Here is a 16,762-nt window from a genome sequence, read left to right as displayed (position 1 = left end):
ATAGAGGAACGAATTCGACGCGCAGACCAGACTTGGCGGCAATTCGCTGACACTAAGGATGTCAGTCGCGATCAGAACTTCTGTCCGGGGAAATGACAGAAACGCGACACGAATGCGGTGGATACTTCGCCAACGTAAGAAGTGAATAATATTAGAACGAGCGTTTGATTTTCGGATGAGGATAAGGCATTGGCTTTATGCTGCCAGCGTCTCGCTGGGCGTGCTGGTCGTCTGCTGGATGGCGGCGGACAGGACTGCCACGTCGCTGGTCGGCGACAAACTCGCTCAGAGCGTCGACGCGGGGCAGAGGGTGGCCGAGCGCGTTGCTGACGGCATGATTCACGCCATCAACACGGATCTGGCGATGGTGCGCGCCATCCCCGCCACGTTGGCGGAAGTCGGTTTGCTGCGTGACGTGCTGCGGCCGGCGGGGGGTGACGCCCCGGCGCCCGAGACCGTGGATCGTGCCAACGAATTTCTGCAAGGGGCTCAGGGCTACTTCGGCGTTGACCGGGTGTGGCTGATCGATGCTAATGGCGTGTGCGTGGCCGCAAGCAATTTCCGCGATGAGCCGTCGCCGATCGGGCAGTCCGTGGCCAACATGCCCTATGTCACCAATGCCTTGTTGGGCGGACGTTTCGAGAGTTATGCCGCAGGCTGGGAGCATCAGGCGCCCGGCCTTTATTTCAGCGCCCCGGTGTATCGCAAGGGCGCGCTGATCGGTGTCGTGATGACCAAGATCGGACTCACGCGATTGCGTCATTGGGTGGGCAGCGGAGAGTCGTTCATCGTTGACGGCAATGGCGTGGTCATCATGGCGAACGACCCGCGTTTCGAGGATCGTTTCATGCTCGATGGCAAGCTGGGCACGCTGTCTGAGGCCGAGCGCATGGCGCTTTACCAGCACGACGACTTCGCGCGCATGCCCATCTCCCCGTTCAAGCGCGCCCCCGGTCGCTCGAACGCCTGGGTGCCTCAGGAATTGCTCGAGCGGATGTCGGCATTCGACGAGTCCCGGAAGCCGTTCGTGATCACGTCGCGTCCGAGTTCGAGCAATGACCTGACCGTCTACGCGGTGGAGGGTGTCGACGCCTGGGAGGCGCTCACGCGCGAGCATGCCAAGGACCTGATGTTATGTTTCTTGCTGTATCTGGGCGGCGTCATCATCGTAACGCTCGCCGGCTGGACTTATTGGCGTGAGCGTGTGAAGCATCGCGAAGCGCGTCAGTCGAACGAGGTGCTGCGCGCCGCCAATCATCAACTGGCGTTCGAAGCCAGTTATGACGAATTAACGGGCAGCCTGACGCGACGCTACTTCTTCCATCGCTTCGAGCGGTTGCTGGAGAGTACGCAACGCAAGAACGAGCCGATGAGTCTCATCGTGGCCGATCTCGATCTCTTCAAGTCCATCAACGACACCTATGGGCATGCCATCGGCGATCAGGTGCTGTGCCGATTTGTGCTGGTGTGTTCGTCGACGCTGCGCGGCGACGACCTGATCGGCCGCATCGGCGGCGAGGAGTTCGCGATTCTGCTGCCGGGGGCGAGCGAGCGCGATGCGCTGCGCGTGGCGGACCGCATTCGCGAGCGCTGCAAGCGCGAATCGGTGGAAGGCAGTGAGCCCCCGCTGCGTTTCTCGGCGAGTTTCGGCATCACGGAGTGGCAGGACGACGACTCGCCGACAACCATGGTCGAGCGTGCCGACATGGCGTTGTACCGCGCCAAACGCGCCGGTCGCGACCGCTGCTGGGTTTTCTGATGGCGCGGGCGCCGACGCTCGTCGAGCGCTCTGCCCGCGCCATATGCCCGCACGGTTACCGGTGTCACATTTGGTAACCAAAGATGATGTCCCCCGCGCGCATTTCGCGGGAACATACATGTCTAACGAGTCAAACGGGTGCTACGAAGTTCGACGAGCCGTTGAAGGGCTGGCGTCGATCCGCTTCGCGCACGACTCGAACAGCTCATGCGGGAGACTTCATCGTGAAACGCTTACTTTGGCTGGCGGGCGGCGCTGCCGTCGCCGTGATGATGGCCGGCTGCGTAGCCGTGCCTTATGGCGCGCCAGCGTACGGCAACGCCTATTACGACGGTTATGGCTATGCGCCGGGCTACGCGGTTGCGCCCGCGCCGGTCGTGACGTTCGGGATATCGGGTGGCTATTACGGCGGTGGATATGATCGCGGATGGCACGGCCGGGGCCGCGGATGGGGCTGGCATCATTGAGCTTGCACCGATCCGGCGGACGTCGCGCCCGGCCTCGGCGCCCCGTGTGCGGGCGCTACCAAACTCAGAACTCGGACAGCGCGAAATCCGCCTTGGCCACATCGCATTCCGGGCAACGCCAGTCGGCGGGCACGTCGGCCCAGCGCGTACCGGCCACGAGGCCGTCGTTCGGTGCGCCTTCGGCTTCGTTGTAAATCCATCCGCAGATCAGGCAGATCCAGTTCTTGAATTCGGTCGGGGTGTCCAGCGTGGTCGTCATGGTGTCGGGTCAACAGGAAGCGCTTAAGCGACCCGCATTGTAAGGCACACACGGCGCAACATCCCGCTCACCCACCAGGGTGTCCGCAAGCAACGTTAATCCAGATCAATGAATCGGCGCGGCAAGCGTGCAAATCAGGATTGAAGCGAAAGAAGGCGCATCGCGCCGGCGACGGCCGGCGCGACAACCATCACCAGTGAATCTGGTTCAGAAAGATCGGCGCCATCTGCGCGAGCGAATTGATCAGCGAAATGGCGGTGTCGCGGTGCGACACTTCCCGCCACAAGCGGCTTTCCTTGACGACCCGATCACGGTCTTCCGCCGTTTTCACTTCAGGCGAGCGCAACTCGTTGATCAAGTCGATGACGGACGCGCGGTCGACCGTTTCCGTGACCGAGTGACGCGCGAGCAAATCGTCCAGATGGACGCGCTCCGCTTCGGTCGTGGACGCGTCGACAGGCGATGAGGCGGAGGTAACGGACGGCTTGTCGGATTGGGTCATACGAGACGTTCTCCCGGGGTTACTGGAAAGCGAAGCGGCCACTGAAGTGTGGATCCTGCGAGGATCCCAAGTCATGCATGGCGAGGTATCGCGCAATTCCATCATAGGCCGATTCGCTTGTGCTGCGAACCCTTCCATGCGTGCGGGGACCCCGCTTTTCACACGAATTGCGGCGGGATTTCCCGCAGGCTTGCGTCACGTCAAAGGGTTTTGCCTGCGCACAGATGCGCGGTGAAACGTCAAGCTTAAAAAATTTATCCAATGCTGACGCCGAAACGGGCAATCCTCTTGACAGCGTGTAACGGCGGGCGTCTCGGCGGGCGAGTGCCCGGTTATCCAGTGGGTTATCCACAGAAGCTGTGGGTAACTCATCGGTCGTTGAGTGTGTAACGAGAAGGGCGCGCCGGTCACGACTTGCGAGCCACACGAACACTTGACAATACGTTGTCAACGAAGCAGCGGCCGCAACATCAACAACGCGAAGAACAGGGCGACGCCAACGGGGAGCAGGCCTGTGAAGAAGGCGGGCCATGCCTTGCGTCCGCGACGACGTGCGCCGAACGATGAGATCAGGCCGGCGCAAAGACACATCACGCCGACGGCCCAGGTGGGATGTGGGCTTTTGAGCACCCAGGCGGCCGCGCCCAGCAAGCCGATCCAGGCGAGTGGCAGCGCGCCCGGCGGGGGCATGGCATCGGCGGGCGAGCGGTGGGTGCCGCGCGACTTGTCGGATGCGTTGGTGGTGTCGGGCCTGTCGGGTGTGTTGGTGGGCATTGAGGTTCCGGAAACTCTGGGGGCGCAACGACGTGGGCGTGCGAAAGACGCAGGATAGCAAACGTCGTGCGGCGCCGCTCAGAACGCGAGACCGCGCAAGGCGCGCGTCCCGGAAGGCTTGGCGGCCGCGTGCATGTCACCTGCCGGGGCGTCTACATGCCAAATGGAGGTTGAGTCGACGTCGCGTGTCGGCGCGAACGCGGGCGGTGTTGCGCAGCGGTTGTCGAGGTCGACGTATTGCTTTCGTACCAGGTACCCTGCGGCGGGTGTCGTCGCGATGCTCCGAGGGGCGGCCACGCCGTGGCGCATACCGCGGCTCCCCGACGAGGAAGCTTCCGGCGACGCGCGCACGGCGACACACGGTTGATGAAAGGGGTCGGTGGGTGTTGCGCCGGCTGGCGGCATCGATTGGGCATGAACCCGTGGCGCGCCGGATGCCACCACCACACAGAGTGCGACGACGCCAAACCGAAGCAACGTCACACGTCGGACGGCGGACGGGAAAACAGGTGGAACCTGTGGCGTAGCGTGTCTCGGCGGCATGGCGGGCTCCGTCGGGGCGATCGTTGGGGACGCGAGCAGCGCGAGCATGGCAAGCGGTTGCACGGCGTTTTCACGAACCTGAAGCCAATATCGTGCCGGAATTGATAAGTGGATGATTTTGCGAGGATTGTCGAGGTACGCGGGCACGTTTGCCGCGACGGCCCCTCATCAAGTGTTGCAGTTCCGAAACGCGAGCCCGAGAATCGACGCGTGCGCGGACCCGAACCGATCCGGATCGATTCCGGTCATGACATGAGCAATTTACCGATTTCCGGTCCACTGTATATAATCACAGTATTCCACTTCGCGGCGAGACAGAACCTCTCATGAAAGCCAACTATTCCATCGCCGAAATCGAGCAGGCGATCAACTACTGGACGGGCCGTCAGGCCGCCGACAGCCACTGGTCGCTGTGCCAGTCGGCACGCGCGCTGGCCAACGTCTACGGCGAGATGATCTACCGCCGTGAGACGAGCATTGCCTCCGACGCGCTCGACGCCGAGCAAAGCCAGGCCATCGAGACGGCACTGCATCAGATGGAACTTGGGCTCGCGCCGTGACGCCGGAAGTTTCAGGCGGGTGTGGGGTTCGGTGAGGGGGGGCGTGCCGACCACTGTTCGAGCCAGCGTTCGACGTCGACGGCCGACAGGGCGGGGGAGAACAGATACCCTTGCGCGACACGATACCCTTGCGCGACGAGCAGCGCTCGCTGGGCTTCGTCTTCGACCCCTTCGGCCACGACCGTCAGGTGCAGATTGCGACCGATGCTGATGATGGCATTGGTCAGCGCCTGCACCGTTTCGTCGCGAGTGATGTCATGGACGAAGCTGCGGTCGAGTTTCAACTCCGAGACCGGCAGGCGGCGCAGATAACCCAGACTCGAGTAGCCGGTGCCAAAGTCGTCCATCGACAGGCGCACGCCCATGCCGTGAACTTCGTCGATGATGCGCAGCGTGGTCGGATTGTGGTCCATCAACACGCTTTCCGTGATTTCGATGGCGAGGCACGACGGTGGCAGATCGTGATCGGCCAGCGCGTCGGCGATCGTACGCGGCAGGTTGTGATCATGGAAGTTGGTGGGCGACAGGTTGACCGACACATTGCCGATGCCCACGCCTCGCCGGCGCCAATCCGCCAACTGGCGACACGACTCGCGCAGCGTCCAGGTGCCGAGTTCCCCGATCAGGCCGCACTCCTCGGCCAGTGAAATGAAGCGCGACGGCGACACGTCGCCGTACTGCGGATGCGTCCAGCGCGTCAGGGCCTCGGCGCCGTAGACCGAGTCGTCGGACAGATCGACCTGCGGCTGATAGAAAAGCGCGAGCTTGCCCTGCCGCAGGGCGTCGCGCAGGGCGGTCTCCAGCTCGAGCCGCTCCTGCGCGTGGATGTTCATGTCTTCGTGATAGACGCGTACGCTGCCCGGGCTGGTCATCTTCGCCTGATACATCGCCATGTCTGCACGCTGCAAAAGAATGTCGAATTCCTTGCCGTGATTCGGATACAGGCTGATGCCGAAGCTGCCCGACGGTGCGAGCGTCACGCCATCGATCTGGCATGGCGCGCGCAACGCGCTGCGCATGCGCTCGAGCGCAATATCGAGTCGCTCGGGATCGCACTCGGTGAGCATGGCCACGAACTCGTCGCCTGACAGACGGGCGACGATATCGGCGCCGCGCAGCGAGCGTCTCAAGCGCTGGGCGATCGTGCGCAGCAGGGCGTCGCCTGCCTGGTGGCCGAGCGAGTCGTTGACCTGCTTGAAGCGATCCAGGTCGATGAAGATGACGGCCATGCGCGCGTTCAACTCCGCCGCGCTGGCAATGGCTTGTGCCGCGAGCACGCCGAGCATGCTTCGATTGGGCAGGCCGGTGAGGTTGTCCGAGAACGCCAGTTGGCGGATGCGCGTGCGCGACTCGTCGCGCTCGAAGGCCAGCTTGCACAGATGCACGCAGACGTCGACGAGTCGTTCATGCAGGGTGTCAGGGCTGCGCGGCGTGCGGTAGTAGAAACCGAGCACCCCGAGGACCCGCCCGTCGTTCGCGATGATGGGCATGGCCCACGACGCGGCCAATCCGAATTCGGCCGCCATGTCGCGGAAATCGGCCCAGCGCGGGTCGTTCGCAATGTCGGTCACGATCACCGGGCGCGCATGAAACGCCGCCGAGCCGCAGGTGCCTACGTTCGGTCCAATGGCCAGGCCTTCGATGTTCTTGTGATACTGCGCGGGCAGGCTTGGCCCCGCTTGCGGGCGCAACCGGCCTTCCGAATCGACCCGCACCACCGAGGCCACGACCTCGGGCGCGATCTGCTCCAGTTCGCGGCAGATGAGCGTGAGCACTTCGACGAGGGGCGCATCGCGCACCATCGCGGCGAGCGCCTTGTGTTGCAGCACTTCCTGAATCTTCGATTGCGTGATGTCGGTGAACAGCACCACGGCGTTGAGGAGTTTGCCGTTCGCGTCGAGCATCGGGTTCGTCACGACGGATACCCACAGCGGCTGGCGCTGCATTGTTCGCACGAGCATTTCGCTATGGCAACTGCGGCCGTCGCGGGCGGCCTCGAGGCAATGGGCAAGGGCCTCCTTGATATCGACGGCCGATGCACTGTCGGCGAAGTCGCCCGTCGCGGCTTCGCCCGACGGCAGGCGAGTGGACTGGCCGACGACCTCGCTGGCGGCGTAGCCGAACATGCGCGTGAACCCGGCGTTGACGTAGCACACGCAACCCTGTGCGTCGGTGATGAGCACGGCGTTGTCGGTCTCGTCGACGCCGAGCGAGAGCAGGTGCAGGCGGGCGTCGTCGGCCGCCTGGCGCTCCACGCGCGCGGTCACGTCGACGGCGAGCTTGATCACGAAGGCGAGATTGCCGTCGTCGTCGATGACGGGGTTGTAGGTGGCTTCGAGCCAGATCGGGCGACCGTCGCGGCGGCGACGGCGAACTTGTCCCGTGTGCGAGCGCCGGGTGCTGGCGACGTGGGTCAGGGCGTTGCCGCACGTGGGATCGCCGGGTTCGCACAGCAGGGCGTGCGGCTGGCCGATCAGGTCGGCGCGCGCGTAACCGAACATGCCGAGCAGCTTGTCGTTGACATCGACGACGATGCCATCCGGCGTGAGCGCGAGCATGCCGAGCGACTGGTCGAGCGCCGCGAGCAGCGCCTCGCGCCCCGGCGCGGTGCCGGCGACGGACGGTGAACGGGGCACGACCATCGCAACGGCCTCCTCGGACGTCCTGTGGACATTGTCGGGTGTGACTTGGGCTGACACGCCAAAACCGCTTTCAAGTATAGGGGCCTGCGGGGGCAGGCTCACATGGGGGGAAACCGGGTATCAAGCCGCCTTGACGCGAATGCGAACACCATCGACCGAAACGGTCTGACCGGCGCGGATCTTGCAGGTCTTGCGGGTCTCCTGCCGGCCGTCGACGCTGACCGCGCCGCTGGCGACCATGACCTTGCCCGCGCCGCCCGAATCCACGAGGCCGGCGAGCTTGAGCAAGTCGTTCAGGGCGACGAATTCGCCCGTCAGTTCAAAGGTTACGTTTTGCATGATGGACCGGATACTACGTAAAAACGCGATGCGCGTCGACTGCCACCGTGCTTGCGAGTCCGCGGCGCTATGACTCGATCACCTGTTCGATCCGGCGATCCGGGATCAGCCAGACGGCGGCGACCAGGGCATAGAGCGCGAGCGAGAGTGCCGGCATCACGAATGCCAGTCCGATCGCCAGCGCGTAGGCCACGACCGACAGCTTGCCCTTGACGTCGCGCCCCACGGCGGCGGCGAGCTTTGCGTTTCCTCCTGCGCCATGCACGGCGAGCAATGCTCGCGTGAGGAGGTAGTACGCCACGGCCGCCATGAACAGCACCACGCCGTATAGCGCCGTCGGCCAGGCGGTGAAATGGTTATCCCCGAGCCAGTGCGTGACGAACGGCACCAGCGACAGCCAGAACAGCAGATGCAGGTTGGCCCACAGTACGCTGCCCGAGACTCGCTGAACCACATGGAAAAGGTGGTGATGGTTGTTCCAGTACAGGCCGACGTAGATGTAGCTCAGGATGTACGTGAGGAACGTTGGGGCGACCGGCAGGAGATCGGACAGTTCGCTGCCGTGCGGTGCTCTCATCTCCAGCACCATGATCGTGATGATGATGGCGATCACGCCATCGCTGAAGGCTTCCAGTCGGCTCTTGCCCATTGTGTCCGTTGTTGTTGTCAGTCGCGGGTGGGGGTCACATCACGGCCAGGCGGTTGCGCCCGGACTGTTTGGCCGCATACAGTGCGCGGTCGGCGCGTTGCAGCAGGGTGCCGAATTCGGCGTCGTCCGGGGTGAGGCTGCCGATGCCGATGCTGGCGGAAAAGCGGACGGGCCCGCTGGATCCGCCATTGGGTCCGGGCACGCTGGCGCTGCCGATCGCGACGAGCAGGCGTTCGGCGGCCTGCATGGCGCGTTGGGCGTCGGCCTCGGGCAGCAGCACCGCGAATTCCTCGCCGCCCAGACGGCCGATCGGCGTTCCCTTGCGCAGGGTGGTGCGCAATACCTGCGTCAACTCAACGATGACGCGATCGCCGATGGCATGGCCCCACGTGTCGTTGATCCGCTTGAAGTGGTCGATGTCGAGCATCAGCACGGATAAGCGACGTTGCTGAGCGCGTGCGGCGCAAAACAGGCGCTCGGCCTGCATCAGGAAGGCGCGGCGATTGAGTGCGCCGGTCAGGCCGTCGCGCATGGCCATGTCGCCGAGCACTTGGTTGACGCGACGCAGCTCGAGCGCATCGACGACGAGCGCCGACAGATCCGCGAGTAGCGCACGTTTCTCGTCGTCGAGCGTGCGGGGGCGGCGGTCCATCACGCACAGGGTGCCTAACCGATGCCCTTCGGGCGTGCGCAGCGGCGCGCCCGCGTAGAACCGGATGTTGGGTTCTCCCGTGACCAGCGGGTTGTCGGCGAAGCGCCGGTCGGCACGAGCGTCGGTCACGACAAACACATCGTCGCCGAGAATCGCATGCGCGCAGAAGGCCATCGAGCGCGGGGTCTGCGGTGTGTCGATGCCCTGGCGCGCCTTGAACCACTGGCGCGACTCGTCGATCAGCGAGACGAGCGACATCGGTGCGCCGAACAAATAAGACGCAAGGCGCACGATGCGATCGAACGCGGGCTCGGGGGGCGTGTCGAGAATTTCGTAACGACGCAGCGCCGCGAGGCGTTCGGTCTCGTCAAGGGGCTTGCCGGATATCGGGTCGTGCCGCGGCGCGGAAGCGGGGGCATGCGATGCGTGGTGGTCGGCTTCGGATGCGGTCATGTCGCGACGGGTGGTCGGCAAAGGCGACTCTCGATCGATGATGTCTGTGACGGCGTCAATTCTGCCCGGCCTGCCGTCACTTGGCAAATGCGACGATGTGGAACCCGTCGTGCCGTGTGTGCGCCAGAGCGCGTGGGCGGTCTGCGCGATCGCATTGGTGACCTCATTGGCCCCTTGATGGGGGCTGTCGTGCGGCGTGTCGACGTCACGCGAGGCTGGCAAGGCGTGGCTCATGGCTTGACTTCGAACGCGTCGCCGGTTTCGAAGAAGTGGCCGCCGGCAATGTAGTGAAGACTGCGCGCCGCCCCAGGCTCGGCCTGCCAGTGTCCGTTGCGGAATGCGCGCGGATCGGCCCAGGCGGCCACGACCTCGCCGAGGAACAGATCGTAGCGATCCTGGTTGTGGGGTTCCGGAATTACGCGGCACTCCAGCCACGCGAGGCATCCGTCGATGAGCGGTGCGGCGATGTGCGAGCCGTTGAAGGCCTTCACGCCTGTGCCGTCGGCGAATTTGTCGATATCTCGGCCCGACGCCGAGCCGACGGCGAGCGTTTCGCGCGCGATGAGGCGTGTGGGTACGTTCAAAGAAAACTCGCCCGAGGCCTCGACCAGTTCGCGCGTGAGCGTGTTGCGGTCGATGACGACAGCGACTTTGGGCGGTGAGAAATCCAATGGCATGGACCAGGCGGCGGCCATGACGTTGCGGCGCGCGTCATGCGCACTTCCCACGAGAACGGTCGGGCCGTGATTGAGCAAACGATAGGCTTTTGAGAGTTCGACGGGCAGGCGTTCGGTCATGGCGGGCACTCGGCAGGCGTAACGGGATGGCAGGCGTGATGGCAAGTGGCCCATGATAGCGTGGCTGATGACCTGTCGATGGCACCGGTGGCGAAAGCGGGGATCCGAAAAAGGCGGCCCGCAGGGTGAGCTGCGGGCCGCATAAACGGCACGGTGCGGGGAACGCGTGCCGGATCAGATCAGCACGCAGTATGGCAGTCGTTCGTCCCAGTCCAGTCCCCATCCCCGGCATGCGCGCTCGCCCTATACTGGCGCGACGCGACCCAATGAACACAACGCTTGCCGCCACCGGAGGATTTGGCATGAGCCGAGTGAAATTGCCCAGTGCGGGGCAGGCTGATTGGCTGACGCCCGACGTTTCCGATGCCGCCAACGCCGTCGATGACCCGACAAACGCCGCGACGGCCGGCCAGAATGTGTACGTCGGCACGGCGTCGTGGACGGACAAGTCGCTGATCGCATGCAAGCGGTTCTATCCGCCGGGCCATACGTCGGCCGAGGCACGGCTTCGCTATTACGCGAGCCAGTTTCCGATGGTCGAGGTCGATAGCAGCTACTACGCCATGCCGTCGGCATCGAACGCGCAGCTTTGGGCGGAGCGCACGCCGCGCGCGTTCGTCTTCAACATCAAGGCATTCCGTCTGCTCACGGGGCACCAGACGCCCCGCATTGCGTTTCCCCGGGACTTGCAGGCCGAGCTACCGCCGGGGCCGCGCGCGAACGTGTACTACAAGGACCTTCCCGATACGCTCAGAGACGAGATCTGGCGGCGCTATCTCGAAGCGCTCGCGCCGTTGCGGCAGGCGGGCAAGCTCGGGCTGGTGCATTTTCAGTTTCCGCCCTGGCTGACGGGGAATCGCGAGAGCCGCGCGCACGTCGAGGCGTGCGCGCAACGGATGCAGGGTTACGGTGTGGCGGCGGAGTTTCGTCACCGCGGCTGGTTCGAGGGGGCGCACGGCGAGGCCACACTGGCGTGGCTGCGCGAGTTGGGCTGGGTCAACACCGTGGTCGACGAGCCGCAGGGCTTCGCGAACAGCATCCCGATGGTCTGGGCGACGACCACGCCGCTCGCCGCTGTCGTGCGCCTGCACGGGCGCAATCAGGCGACATGGAATGTGCGGGACAGCACCGCCGCGTCGGATCGCTTCAACTACGATTATCGCGATGCGGAACTGGCGGCGCTGGTCGATCCGATTCGCGTCATCGCCAAGGAAGTCGCCCGCGTGTACGTGGTGTTCAACAATAATTACGAGGATCAGGGGCAGCGCAATGCGAGGTCGTTGATGAGCATCCTCGGCTCCGATGCCGTCGCGCCGTGAGGGTGTCAGTCAGCGATGGGTCATGAACGCCCCCGATGGCACTTTGCTTGCTCGTTGAATAACGGAGCCAATAACGCGACGAACTCCTATCCTTGAAGCGTCCTTTCGGACACACTCAAGGAGAAAGACTATGCGAATGCTTCTCAATATACGAATACCTCACGAGCCATTCAACGGTTTTGTGCGCGATGGCTCCATCGGAGAATTAATAGAGAGGATTCTCGCAGAGATGAAACCGGAAGCAGCCTACTTCACCGAGCAGAACGGTACACGCGGAGCAATCCTCGTCGTGAACCTTGAGGAGCCGTCGCAGATTCCAAAATTCGCGGAGCCATGGTTTCTTACGTTCAATGCCGACTGTGAGTTTCGCGTGGTGATGGTGGCAGATGACCTCAAGAAAGCCGGACTCGAAACGCTTGGCTCGAAGTGGAAATAGGGAGTGCGGCACGGCGTGCAAGTGAGGCTACCCGCTCCATACCGTGCTGCCGCCCGCTTCAGTCGGATGAGCGCTTGACCCCGAGTTATTGCCATTCCCGCGCGCCTGCATAAAATGCAAGCGCCGGCCTTAACTGTAAGAGGCCAGAATCTTGGGGGGGGCTCAGTGTGCCCGGGCCGTGGTGTTTTATCCCGGTACAGGCACAATGGAACACCACGGTCCACAATGAGGCGCTACTGCAATGAGCACGTACTTGATCAAAAGCGAAGACATCGCCAGGATGGATGGCGTCACGAAAACGCATTTCCGGAACCCGAATGCAATACGTACCAACAAATCGCTGGGCGACGCGACCGGGCTTAGTGGGTTCGGATTTCATATTGTCGAGGTCGAGCCGGGCCGTGAAACGACGGAGTACCACCTCCATCATCACGAAGACGAGTGCGTTTATGTGTTGAGTGGAACGGCAACTGCTGTGATCGGGGATGAGGAATTCGCCGTCCGCCCGGGGGATTTCATCGGTTACCGGAAGGGCGGTCTGGCGCATTCCATCAGGAATACCGGTTCTGGGACCTTGCGTTGTATCGTCGTCGGCGAGCGACTTCCCCACGATGTTTGCGACTACCCCCGCCAGAACAAGCGGATGTTCCGCAATCCCGGCATCCGGATGCCCTCGAATCTCGTGGATCTTTCAGCGATTGAGGTGGTGGGCGGTAGCGTCGGCAAGAAATGACGCCGTCGGCCGGTCGCCATAGGTTGGAGACCGGCCGATGCGGGGGCGGCTGGCGCCCCGCATGCGCCGGCGAAGCACCCTACACAATACTCGTCAACGCCTTGGCGAACCGGGCCACCGCGCCGTCGATGTCATGCAGTTTGTCCAGGCCGAACAATCCGATACGGAAGGTCTTGAAGTCGTCGGGCTCGTCGCATCGAAGCGGCACGCCGGGGGCGATCTGCAAACCGGCATCGGCAAATTTCTTGCCGGATCGAATGCCGTCGTCGTCGGTGTAGCTGACCACGACCCCCGGCGCCTGAAAACCTTCGGCCGCCACGCTCTTGAACCCATGTTCCGTCAGGAGTGAGCGAATGCGCGCACCGAGTTCAAGCTGCTCCGCCTTCACTTTGTCGAAGCCGTACGCCTCGGTCTCTTTCATGACGTCACGCAATGTCGCAAGACTGTCCGTGGGCATCGTGGCGTGATACGCGAATCCACCGTTCTCATAAGCTTCCATGATCTGCAGCCATTGCCGAAGATCGCAGGCGAAACTGGTGCTCGTGGTGGCGTCGATGCGTTCGCGGGCAAGCGCACTGAGCATGACCATCGCGCAGCAGGGCGGCGCACTCCATCCCTTTTGCGGCGCACTGATCAGCACGTCGACGCCGCACGCCTGCATGTCGACCCAGACCGTGCCAGACGCGATGCAATCCAGGACCAACATGCCGCCGACGGCATGAACCGCGTCGGACACCGCGCGCAAATAGGCATCGGGCAACATCATGCCGGAGGCGGTTTCGACATGCGGGGCAAAGACCAGATCCGGCTTGTGTTCCCGGATTGCCGCGACCACCTCGTCGATCGGGGCCGGTGCGTAGGCCGCTTGCCTTCCCGGTTCGACGGGACGCGCCTTCAAGACCGTCGATTCGGACGGTATGCCGCCCATGTCGAAAATCTGCGACCAGCGGAAGCTGAACCATCCGTTACGAATGATGAGGCACTTCTTGTTCGTTGCGAATTGCCGGGCCACGGCCTCCATGCCGAACGTCCCGCTTCCCGGGACGATGACCGCCGACTTCGCGTGATAGACGTTTTTCAGCGTATCGGAAATATCGCGCATCACGCCTTGAAAGCGCCGCGACATGTGATTGATGGAACGGTCGGTATACACGACCGAATATTCGAGGAGTCCCTCGCGGTCGACATCGGGAAGTAGTCCTGGCACGTCCGCCTCCGACAATAGACGAGTATGAAATTCAAGAACAGGGGCTCGCGAAAGCCACCTGCAGGTGAGCGGGAAGCCGATTTGCGTCGCTTCAGCGGTATCAAATCATAAATGCGGCTCGCCCGGGGAACAGTTTCGTTCGTTATCTTCGCACGCGAGCGCCGGACCTGCCGGCCAGCGCCCGACGCGATGCAGTAAGATTTCCCGAAATCCGACGGCGGTCGCCTGGGCCCTTGGCCGACCCGGACATGCCGCTCCCCCCCTGGCGCTGGACTGGAGACACGCCCATGACGTCTGACCGACGCATCACGTTCTATCACGCCCCCAACACGCGCTCGTCAGGCGTTTTGGTGCTGCTCGACGAACTGCAGGCCGAGCATGATCTTCATCTGCTGCGTTTTGCCACCGGCGAGCAACGCGGCTCGGAGTATCTGGACGTCAATCCGATGGGCAAGGTGCCGGCCATCCGTCATGGCGATGCCGTCGTCACCGAACAGGCGGCTGTCTACATGTATCTCGCCGAACTGTATCCGGAGAAAGGACTCGCGCCGATGCCGGGCGATCCGCGTCGCGGCGCCTATCTGCGCTGGATGGTGTTCTACGGCTCGTGTGTCGAGCCGGCCGTGGTCGACAAGTCGCTGGGGCGCGACGGTGCCGAGCGCTCGCGCTCGCCGTATGGCGACTACGATGCCGTCATGTGGACGCTGGAGCGGCATCTGGCGCAGAACGACGGTCCGTGGTGGCTGGGCGAGTCGTTCACGGCGGCCGATGCATTGTGGGGCAACGCCATGCACTTCCTCACGCAATTCAAGCTCGTGCCGCCGACCCCGGCCATGATGGCCTACGTGGAACGCTTTCGCGCCCGCGACTCGTTCGTGCGGGCGCAGCAGCGCGATGCCGAACTGGCGAAACAACTCGCGGCGTAACTGCTGGCCGAGCAGGGGGGGCGACTCATCACCCCATCACCCCATCACCCCATCACCCCATCACCCCATCACCCCATCAGTCGGACAACACGTCGATGCGCGGCTCGCACTCGATGGGGAAGTTGACCGAGTTGGCGATGTAGCACTTCGCGTGGGCCTGATGATGCAGTTCGGCCGCCAGCGCGGCGTCACTGCCCGCGCGGAGCGTCACGTGCGGGCGCAACACGATGCGCGCGAAGCGGCCTTCCTGTGCGGTATCGATCATGGTGCCGAGGGCGTGGTCGGTGTATCGCTCGACGATCACCCCCGCTTCGGCACACAAATGTAGATACCAGAGCTTGTGGCAGGCGCTCGCGGACGCGACCAGCAGGTCCTCGGGATTCCAGCGCGCGGCGTCGCCACGGAAGGCGGGGTCGGCGGAGCCGGCGATCGTTGGCTTGCCATTGGCGCGAATGTCGTGATTGCGTCCGTATGCGCGGTAGCCCGACGTACCGCTACCCTGATTGCCGGTCCACTCGACGTCGACCTGATATTGATGTTCGCCTGATGCCACGAAGTGTCTCCCTGGTAGGCCAGCGTGAGTTACGCCAGCGGTTCTGTCGTCAGCGCCCGCGTGAGGCCATGCATCGGGCGGCGCATCGCGACGTCGAAGGGGTTCGTTTGCGGGCCGATCAATTCGGCCTGACGCCGCAGCAATTCCACCACCATCGGCAGACGATCCTGCGACAGCCGAGCGGCCAACGTGCCCACGCTCAGCGCGGCCACCGCGTGCCCAGTGCGGTCGAACACAGGCACCGCCACCCCGGCCATGCCGTCGAGTACGCCGCTGTTGCTGCCCGCATAGCCCAATTGGCGCACACGCTCGATCTCGGTGCGCAAATAGACCTCGTCGAGCACCCCATACCCGCGCAAACGCGGCACGTTAAAACGAATGATCTCTTCGCGCTCGGCTTCCGGCAGGAAGGCGAGAATCGCCAGACTCCCCTGGCCGACGCCCAACGCCACGCGCCCGCCGATATCGCCGGTGAACGAGCGGATCGGGAAGGGTCCTTCGCACATGTCGAGGCACACGGCATCGAAGCTGCTGCGCACCAGCAGGAAGATGGTGTCGCCGAGGCTCGCGCAAAGCCGCAGCAGCGACGGACGGCACAGCGTGCGCATGCCGCTCGGGTTGCCGGCCTGCGCCGCCATCGCGAAGAAGTCGATGCTGAGCCGGTAGAGCTTGGAGGTCTCGTCCTGTTCCACGACCTGCTCGGCGATGAGCGCATGCAGAATTCGGTGCACCGTCGCCTGACTGAGGCCCACGGCCTTGGCGAGGTGGGTGACACGCTCGCCCTCGGGCTTGGCGTCGCCCAATGCGCGGATGACGGCAAAGGTGCGTTGCAGAATGCCCGCGCCAGCCGCGTCCGACGACGGCGACGTCGGCGTGCGGGGTGAATCGATGGTGTTCATTGCTGTCTCGAATATTCCGTCAAACGGAATACTAACGTAAGCCAATACCTCTTGAAAACAGGTGCGATTCGCCGAGGCCGTAAAAAACATCCAATATTCTCGGTAGCTTAGGGATTGTACCGAGGCGTTGACGCGAAATGAATTCATGTGTTCATTCGTCAAATATTCCGTCAAACAAAATAATTTGAATATTTATCTCATTTCACGGAATCGTTATCTTGCGGCGGGCAATTTGGCTCGCTACTGTTCGATGCAATTGCATTTCTTGCGGCGCGCAAGTGCCCGAAGGTCGT

18 protein-coding genes are annotated in these 16,762 nt (G+C 63.4%); 7 read left to right on the top strand and 11 right to left on the bottom strand.

The annotated features are described in order from the left end of the window. Positions 1 to 175 precede the first annotated feature (175 nt). Both PSO31014_RS02670 and PSO31014_RS02665 read left to right on the top strand, forming a co-directional pair. On the top strand, positions 176 to 1,759 hold the full coding sequence (locus PSO31014_RS02670; RefSeq protein WP_150550181.1) for a sensor domain-containing diguanylate cyclase: 1,584 nt from the start codon (positions 176 to 178) through the stop codon (positions 1,757 to 1,759). A gap of 224 nt (positions 1,760 to 1,983) precedes the next feature. Next, complete coding sequence (locus PSO31014_RS02665) at positions 1,984 to 2,226, top strand: hypothetical protein (protein ID WP_240755986.1); 243 nt, start codon at positions 1,984 to 1,986, stop codon at positions 2,224 to 2,226. Between the two features lie 64 nt (positions 2,227 to 2,290). On the opposite strand, the gene PSO31014_RS02660 is transcribed toward PSO31014_RS02665, so the two are convergent. The 3 genes from PSO31014_RS02660 to PSO31014_RS02650 all read right to left on the bottom strand — a co-directional run bounded on the left by PSO31014_RS02660 (position 2,291) and on the right by PSO31014_RS02650 (position 3,761). Next, positions 2,291 to 2,485: a rubredoxin gene (locus PSO31014_RS02660; RefSeq protein WP_150550180.1), complete on the bottom strand. Its 195-nt coding sequence runs from the start codon at positions 2,483 to 2,485 to the stop codon at positions 2,291 to 2,293. A gap of 190 nt (positions 2,486 to 2,675) precedes the next feature. Next, a complete protein-coding gene (locus PSO31014_RS02655) occupies positions 2,676 to 2,987 on the bottom strand; it encodes a hypothetical protein (protein WP_017233331.1) in 312 nt (103 codons plus the stop codon). Positions 2,988 to 3,434: 447 nt separating this feature from the next. Continuing rightward, the gene (locus PSO31014_RS02650) at positions 3,435 to 3,761 is read right to left on the bottom strand and encodes a hypothetical protein (protein WP_150550179.1); all 327 of its coding nucleotides are present in this window, start codon (positions 3,759 to 3,761) and stop codon (positions 3,435 to 3,437) included. An 869-nt stretch (positions 3,762 to 4,630) separates the two neighbouring features. Here PSO31014_RS02650 and PSO31014_RS02645 point away from each other — a divergent pair. Then, positions 4,631 to 4,864: a DUF3717 domain-containing protein gene (locus tag PSO31014_RS02645; protein WP_150550178.1), complete on the top strand. Its 234-nt coding sequence runs from the start codon at positions 4,631 to 4,633 to the stop codon at positions 4,862 to 4,864. A gap of 11 nt (positions 4,865 to 4,875) precedes the next feature. On the opposite strand, the gene PSO31014_RS02640 is transcribed toward PSO31014_RS02645, so the two are convergent. The 5 genes from PSO31014_RS02640 to PSO31014_RS02620 all read right to left on the bottom strand — a co-directional run bounded on the left by PSO31014_RS02640 (position 4,876) and on the right by PSO31014_RS02620 (position 10,396). After that, positions 4,876 to 7,506, bottom strand: coding sequence for a sensor domain-containing protein (locus PSO31014_RS02640; RefSeq protein WP_150550177.1), 2,631 nt, complete (start codon positions 7,504 to 7,506; stop codon positions 4,876 to 4,878). Between the two features lie 120 nt (positions 7,507 to 7,626). After that, entirely contained in the window at positions 7,627 to 7,845 is a 219-nt protein-coding gene (locus tag PSO31014_RS02635; protein ID WP_017233336.1) for an RNA-binding S4 domain-containing protein, read from the bottom strand. 67 nt (positions 7,846 to 7,912) lie between these two features. Further along, the gene (locus tag PSO31014_RS02630) at positions 7,913 to 8,494 is read right to left on the bottom strand and encodes a TMEM175 family protein (RefSeq protein ID WP_150550176.1); all 582 of its coding nucleotides are present in this window, start codon (positions 8,492 to 8,494) and stop codon (positions 7,913 to 7,915) included. A gap of 34 nt (positions 8,495 to 8,528) precedes the next feature. Continuing rightward, positions 8,529 to 9,620, bottom strand: coding sequence for a GGDEF domain-containing protein (locus PSO31014_RS02625; RefSeq protein WP_217424901.1), 1,092 nt, complete (start codon positions 9,618 to 9,620; stop codon positions 8,529 to 8,531). A 209-nt stretch (positions 9,621 to 9,829) separates the two neighbouring features. Next, positions 9,830 to 10,396 (bottom strand): flavin reductase family protein, encoded by a 567-nt coding sequence (locus tag PSO31014_RS02620; RefSeq protein WP_150550175.1) that lies wholly within the window; start codon positions 10,394 to 10,396, stop codon positions 9,830 to 9,832. 302 nt (positions 10,397 to 10,698) lie between these two features. Between PSO31014_RS02620 and PSO31014_RS02615 the strand changes: the two genes are divergently transcribed. The 3 genes from PSO31014_RS02615 to PSO31014_RS02605 all read left to right on the top strand — a co-directional run bounded on the left by PSO31014_RS02615 (position 10,699) and on the right by PSO31014_RS02605 (position 12,884). Next, complete coding sequence (locus tag PSO31014_RS02615; protein WP_150550174.1) at positions 10,699 to 11,715, top strand: DUF72 domain-containing protein; 1,017 nt, start codon at positions 10,699 to 10,701, stop codon at positions 11,713 to 11,715. Positions 11,716 to 11,845: 130 nt separating this feature from the next. Continuing rightward, a complete protein-coding gene (locus PSO31014_RS02610; RefSeq protein ID WP_150550173.1) occupies positions 11,846 to 12,151 on the top strand; it encodes a panthothenate synthetase in 306 nt (101 codons plus the stop codon). 241 nt (positions 12,152 to 12,392) lie between these two features. Then, on the top strand, positions 12,393 to 12,884 hold the full coding sequence (locus tag PSO31014_RS02605; RefSeq protein ID WP_150550172.1) for a cupin domain-containing protein: 492 nt from the start codon (positions 12,393 to 12,395) through the stop codon (positions 12,882 to 12,884). 79 nt (positions 12,885 to 12,963) lie between these two features. Here PSO31014_RS02605 and PSO31014_RS02600 read toward each other — a convergent pair whose 3' ends face one another. Further along, positions 12,964 to 14,091: an aminotransferase class V-fold PLP-dependent enzyme gene (locus tag PSO31014_RS02600; protein ID WP_150550171.1), complete on the bottom strand. Its 1,128-nt coding sequence runs from the start codon at positions 14,089 to 14,091 to the stop codon at positions 12,964 to 12,966. Positions 14,092 to 14,378: 287 nt separating this feature from the next. On the opposite strand from PSO31014_RS02600, the gene PSO31014_RS02595 reads away from it, so the two are divergent. After that, positions 14,379 to 15,017, top strand: a complete 639-nt coding sequence (locus tag PSO31014_RS02595) for a glutathione S-transferase family protein (RefSeq protein WP_150550170.1) — start codon at positions 14,379 to 14,381, stop codon at positions 15,015 to 15,017. A gap of 76 nt (positions 15,018 to 15,093) precedes the next feature. On the opposite strand, the gene PSO31014_RS02590 is transcribed toward PSO31014_RS02595, so the two are convergent. Together PSO31014_RS02590 and PSO31014_RS02585 are read right to left on the bottom strand one after the other, a co-directional pair. Further along, the gene (locus tag PSO31014_RS02590; protein ID WP_150550169.1) at positions 15,094 to 15,570 is read right to left on the bottom strand and encodes an OsmC family protein; all 477 of its coding nucleotides are present in this window, start codon (positions 15,568 to 15,570) and stop codon (positions 15,094 to 15,096) included. A gap of 29 nt (positions 15,571 to 15,599) precedes the next feature. Continuing rightward, positions 15,600 to 16,469, bottom strand: a complete 870-nt coding sequence (locus PSO31014_RS02585) for an IclR family transcriptional regulator (RefSeq protein ID WP_017233345.1) — start codon at positions 16,467 to 16,469, stop codon at positions 15,600 to 15,602. Between the last annotated feature and the right edge of the window lie 293 nt (positions 16,470 to 16,762).

The organism is Pandoraea soli, from assembly GCF_902459595.1.
GTDB classification, from domain to species: domain Bacteria; phylum Pseudomonadota; class Gammaproteobacteria; order Burkholderiales; family Burkholderiaceae; genus Pandoraea; species Pandoraea cepalis.
Note: the sequence above shows the minus strand (reverse complement) of the source record. Positions and strands in the feature narration are given on the sequence as shown.

What these genes read in the sequence shown, in the direction of transcription:
- PSO31014_RS02670 (WP_150550181.1), top strand. Translation starts at nt 176, where the DNA reads ATGAGGATAAGGCATTGGCTTTATGCTGCCAGCGTCTCGCTGGGCGTG.
- PSO31014_RS02660 (WP_150550180.1), bottom strand. Translation starts at nt 2,485, where the DNA reads ATGACGACCACGCTGGACACCCCGACCGAATTCAAGAACTGGATCTGC.
- PSO31014_RS02655 (WP_017233331.1), bottom strand. Translation starts at nt 2,987, where the DNA reads ATGACCCAATCCGACAAGCCGTCCGTTACCTCCGCCTCATCGCCTGTC.
- PSO31014_RS02650 (WP_150550179.1), bottom strand. Translation starts at nt 3,761, where the DNA reads ATGCCCACCAACACACCCGACAGGCCCGACACCACCAACGCATCCGAC.
- PSO31014_RS02645 (WP_150550178.1), top strand. Translation starts at nt 4,631, where the DNA reads ATGAAAGCCAACTATTCCATCGCCGAAATCGAGCAGGCGATCAACTAC.
- PSO31014_RS02640 (WP_150550177.1), bottom strand. Translation starts at nt 7,506, where the DNA reads ATGGTCGTGCCCCGTTCACCGTCCGTCGCCGGCACCGCGCCGGGGCGC.
- PSO31014_RS02635 (WP_017233336.1), bottom strand. Translation starts at nt 7,845, where the DNA reads ATGCAAAACGTAACCTTTGAACTGACGGGCGAATTCGTCGCCCTGAAC.
- PSO31014_RS02630 (WP_150550176.1), bottom strand. Translation starts at nt 8,494, where the DNA reads ATGGGCAAGAGCCGACTGGAAGCCTTCAGCGATGGCGTGATCGCCATC.
- PSO31014_RS02620 (WP_150550175.1), bottom strand. Translation starts at nt 10,396, where the DNA reads ATGACCGAACGCCTGCCCGTCGAACTCTCAAAAGCCTATCGTTTGCTC.
- PSO31014_RS02615 (WP_150550174.1), top strand. Translation starts at nt 10,699, where the DNA reads ATGAGCCGAGTGAAATTGCCCAGTGCGGGGCAGGCTGATTGGCTGACG.
- PSO31014_RS02610 (WP_150550173.1), top strand. Translation starts at nt 11,846, where the DNA reads ATGCGAATGCTTCTCAATATACGAATACCTCACGAGCCATTCAACGGT.
- PSO31014_RS02605 (WP_150550172.1), top strand. Translation starts at nt 12,393, where the DNA reads ATGAGCACGTACTTGATCAAAAGCGAAGACATCGCCAGGATGGATGGC.
- PSO31014_RS02595 (WP_150550170.1), top strand. Translation starts at nt 14,379, where the DNA reads ATGACGTCTGACCGACGCATCACGTTCTATCACGCCCCCAACACGCGC.
- PSO31014_RS02585 (WP_017233345.1), bottom strand. Translation starts at nt 16,469, where the DNA reads ATGAACACCATCGATTCACCCCGCACGCCGACGTCGCCGTCGTCGGAC.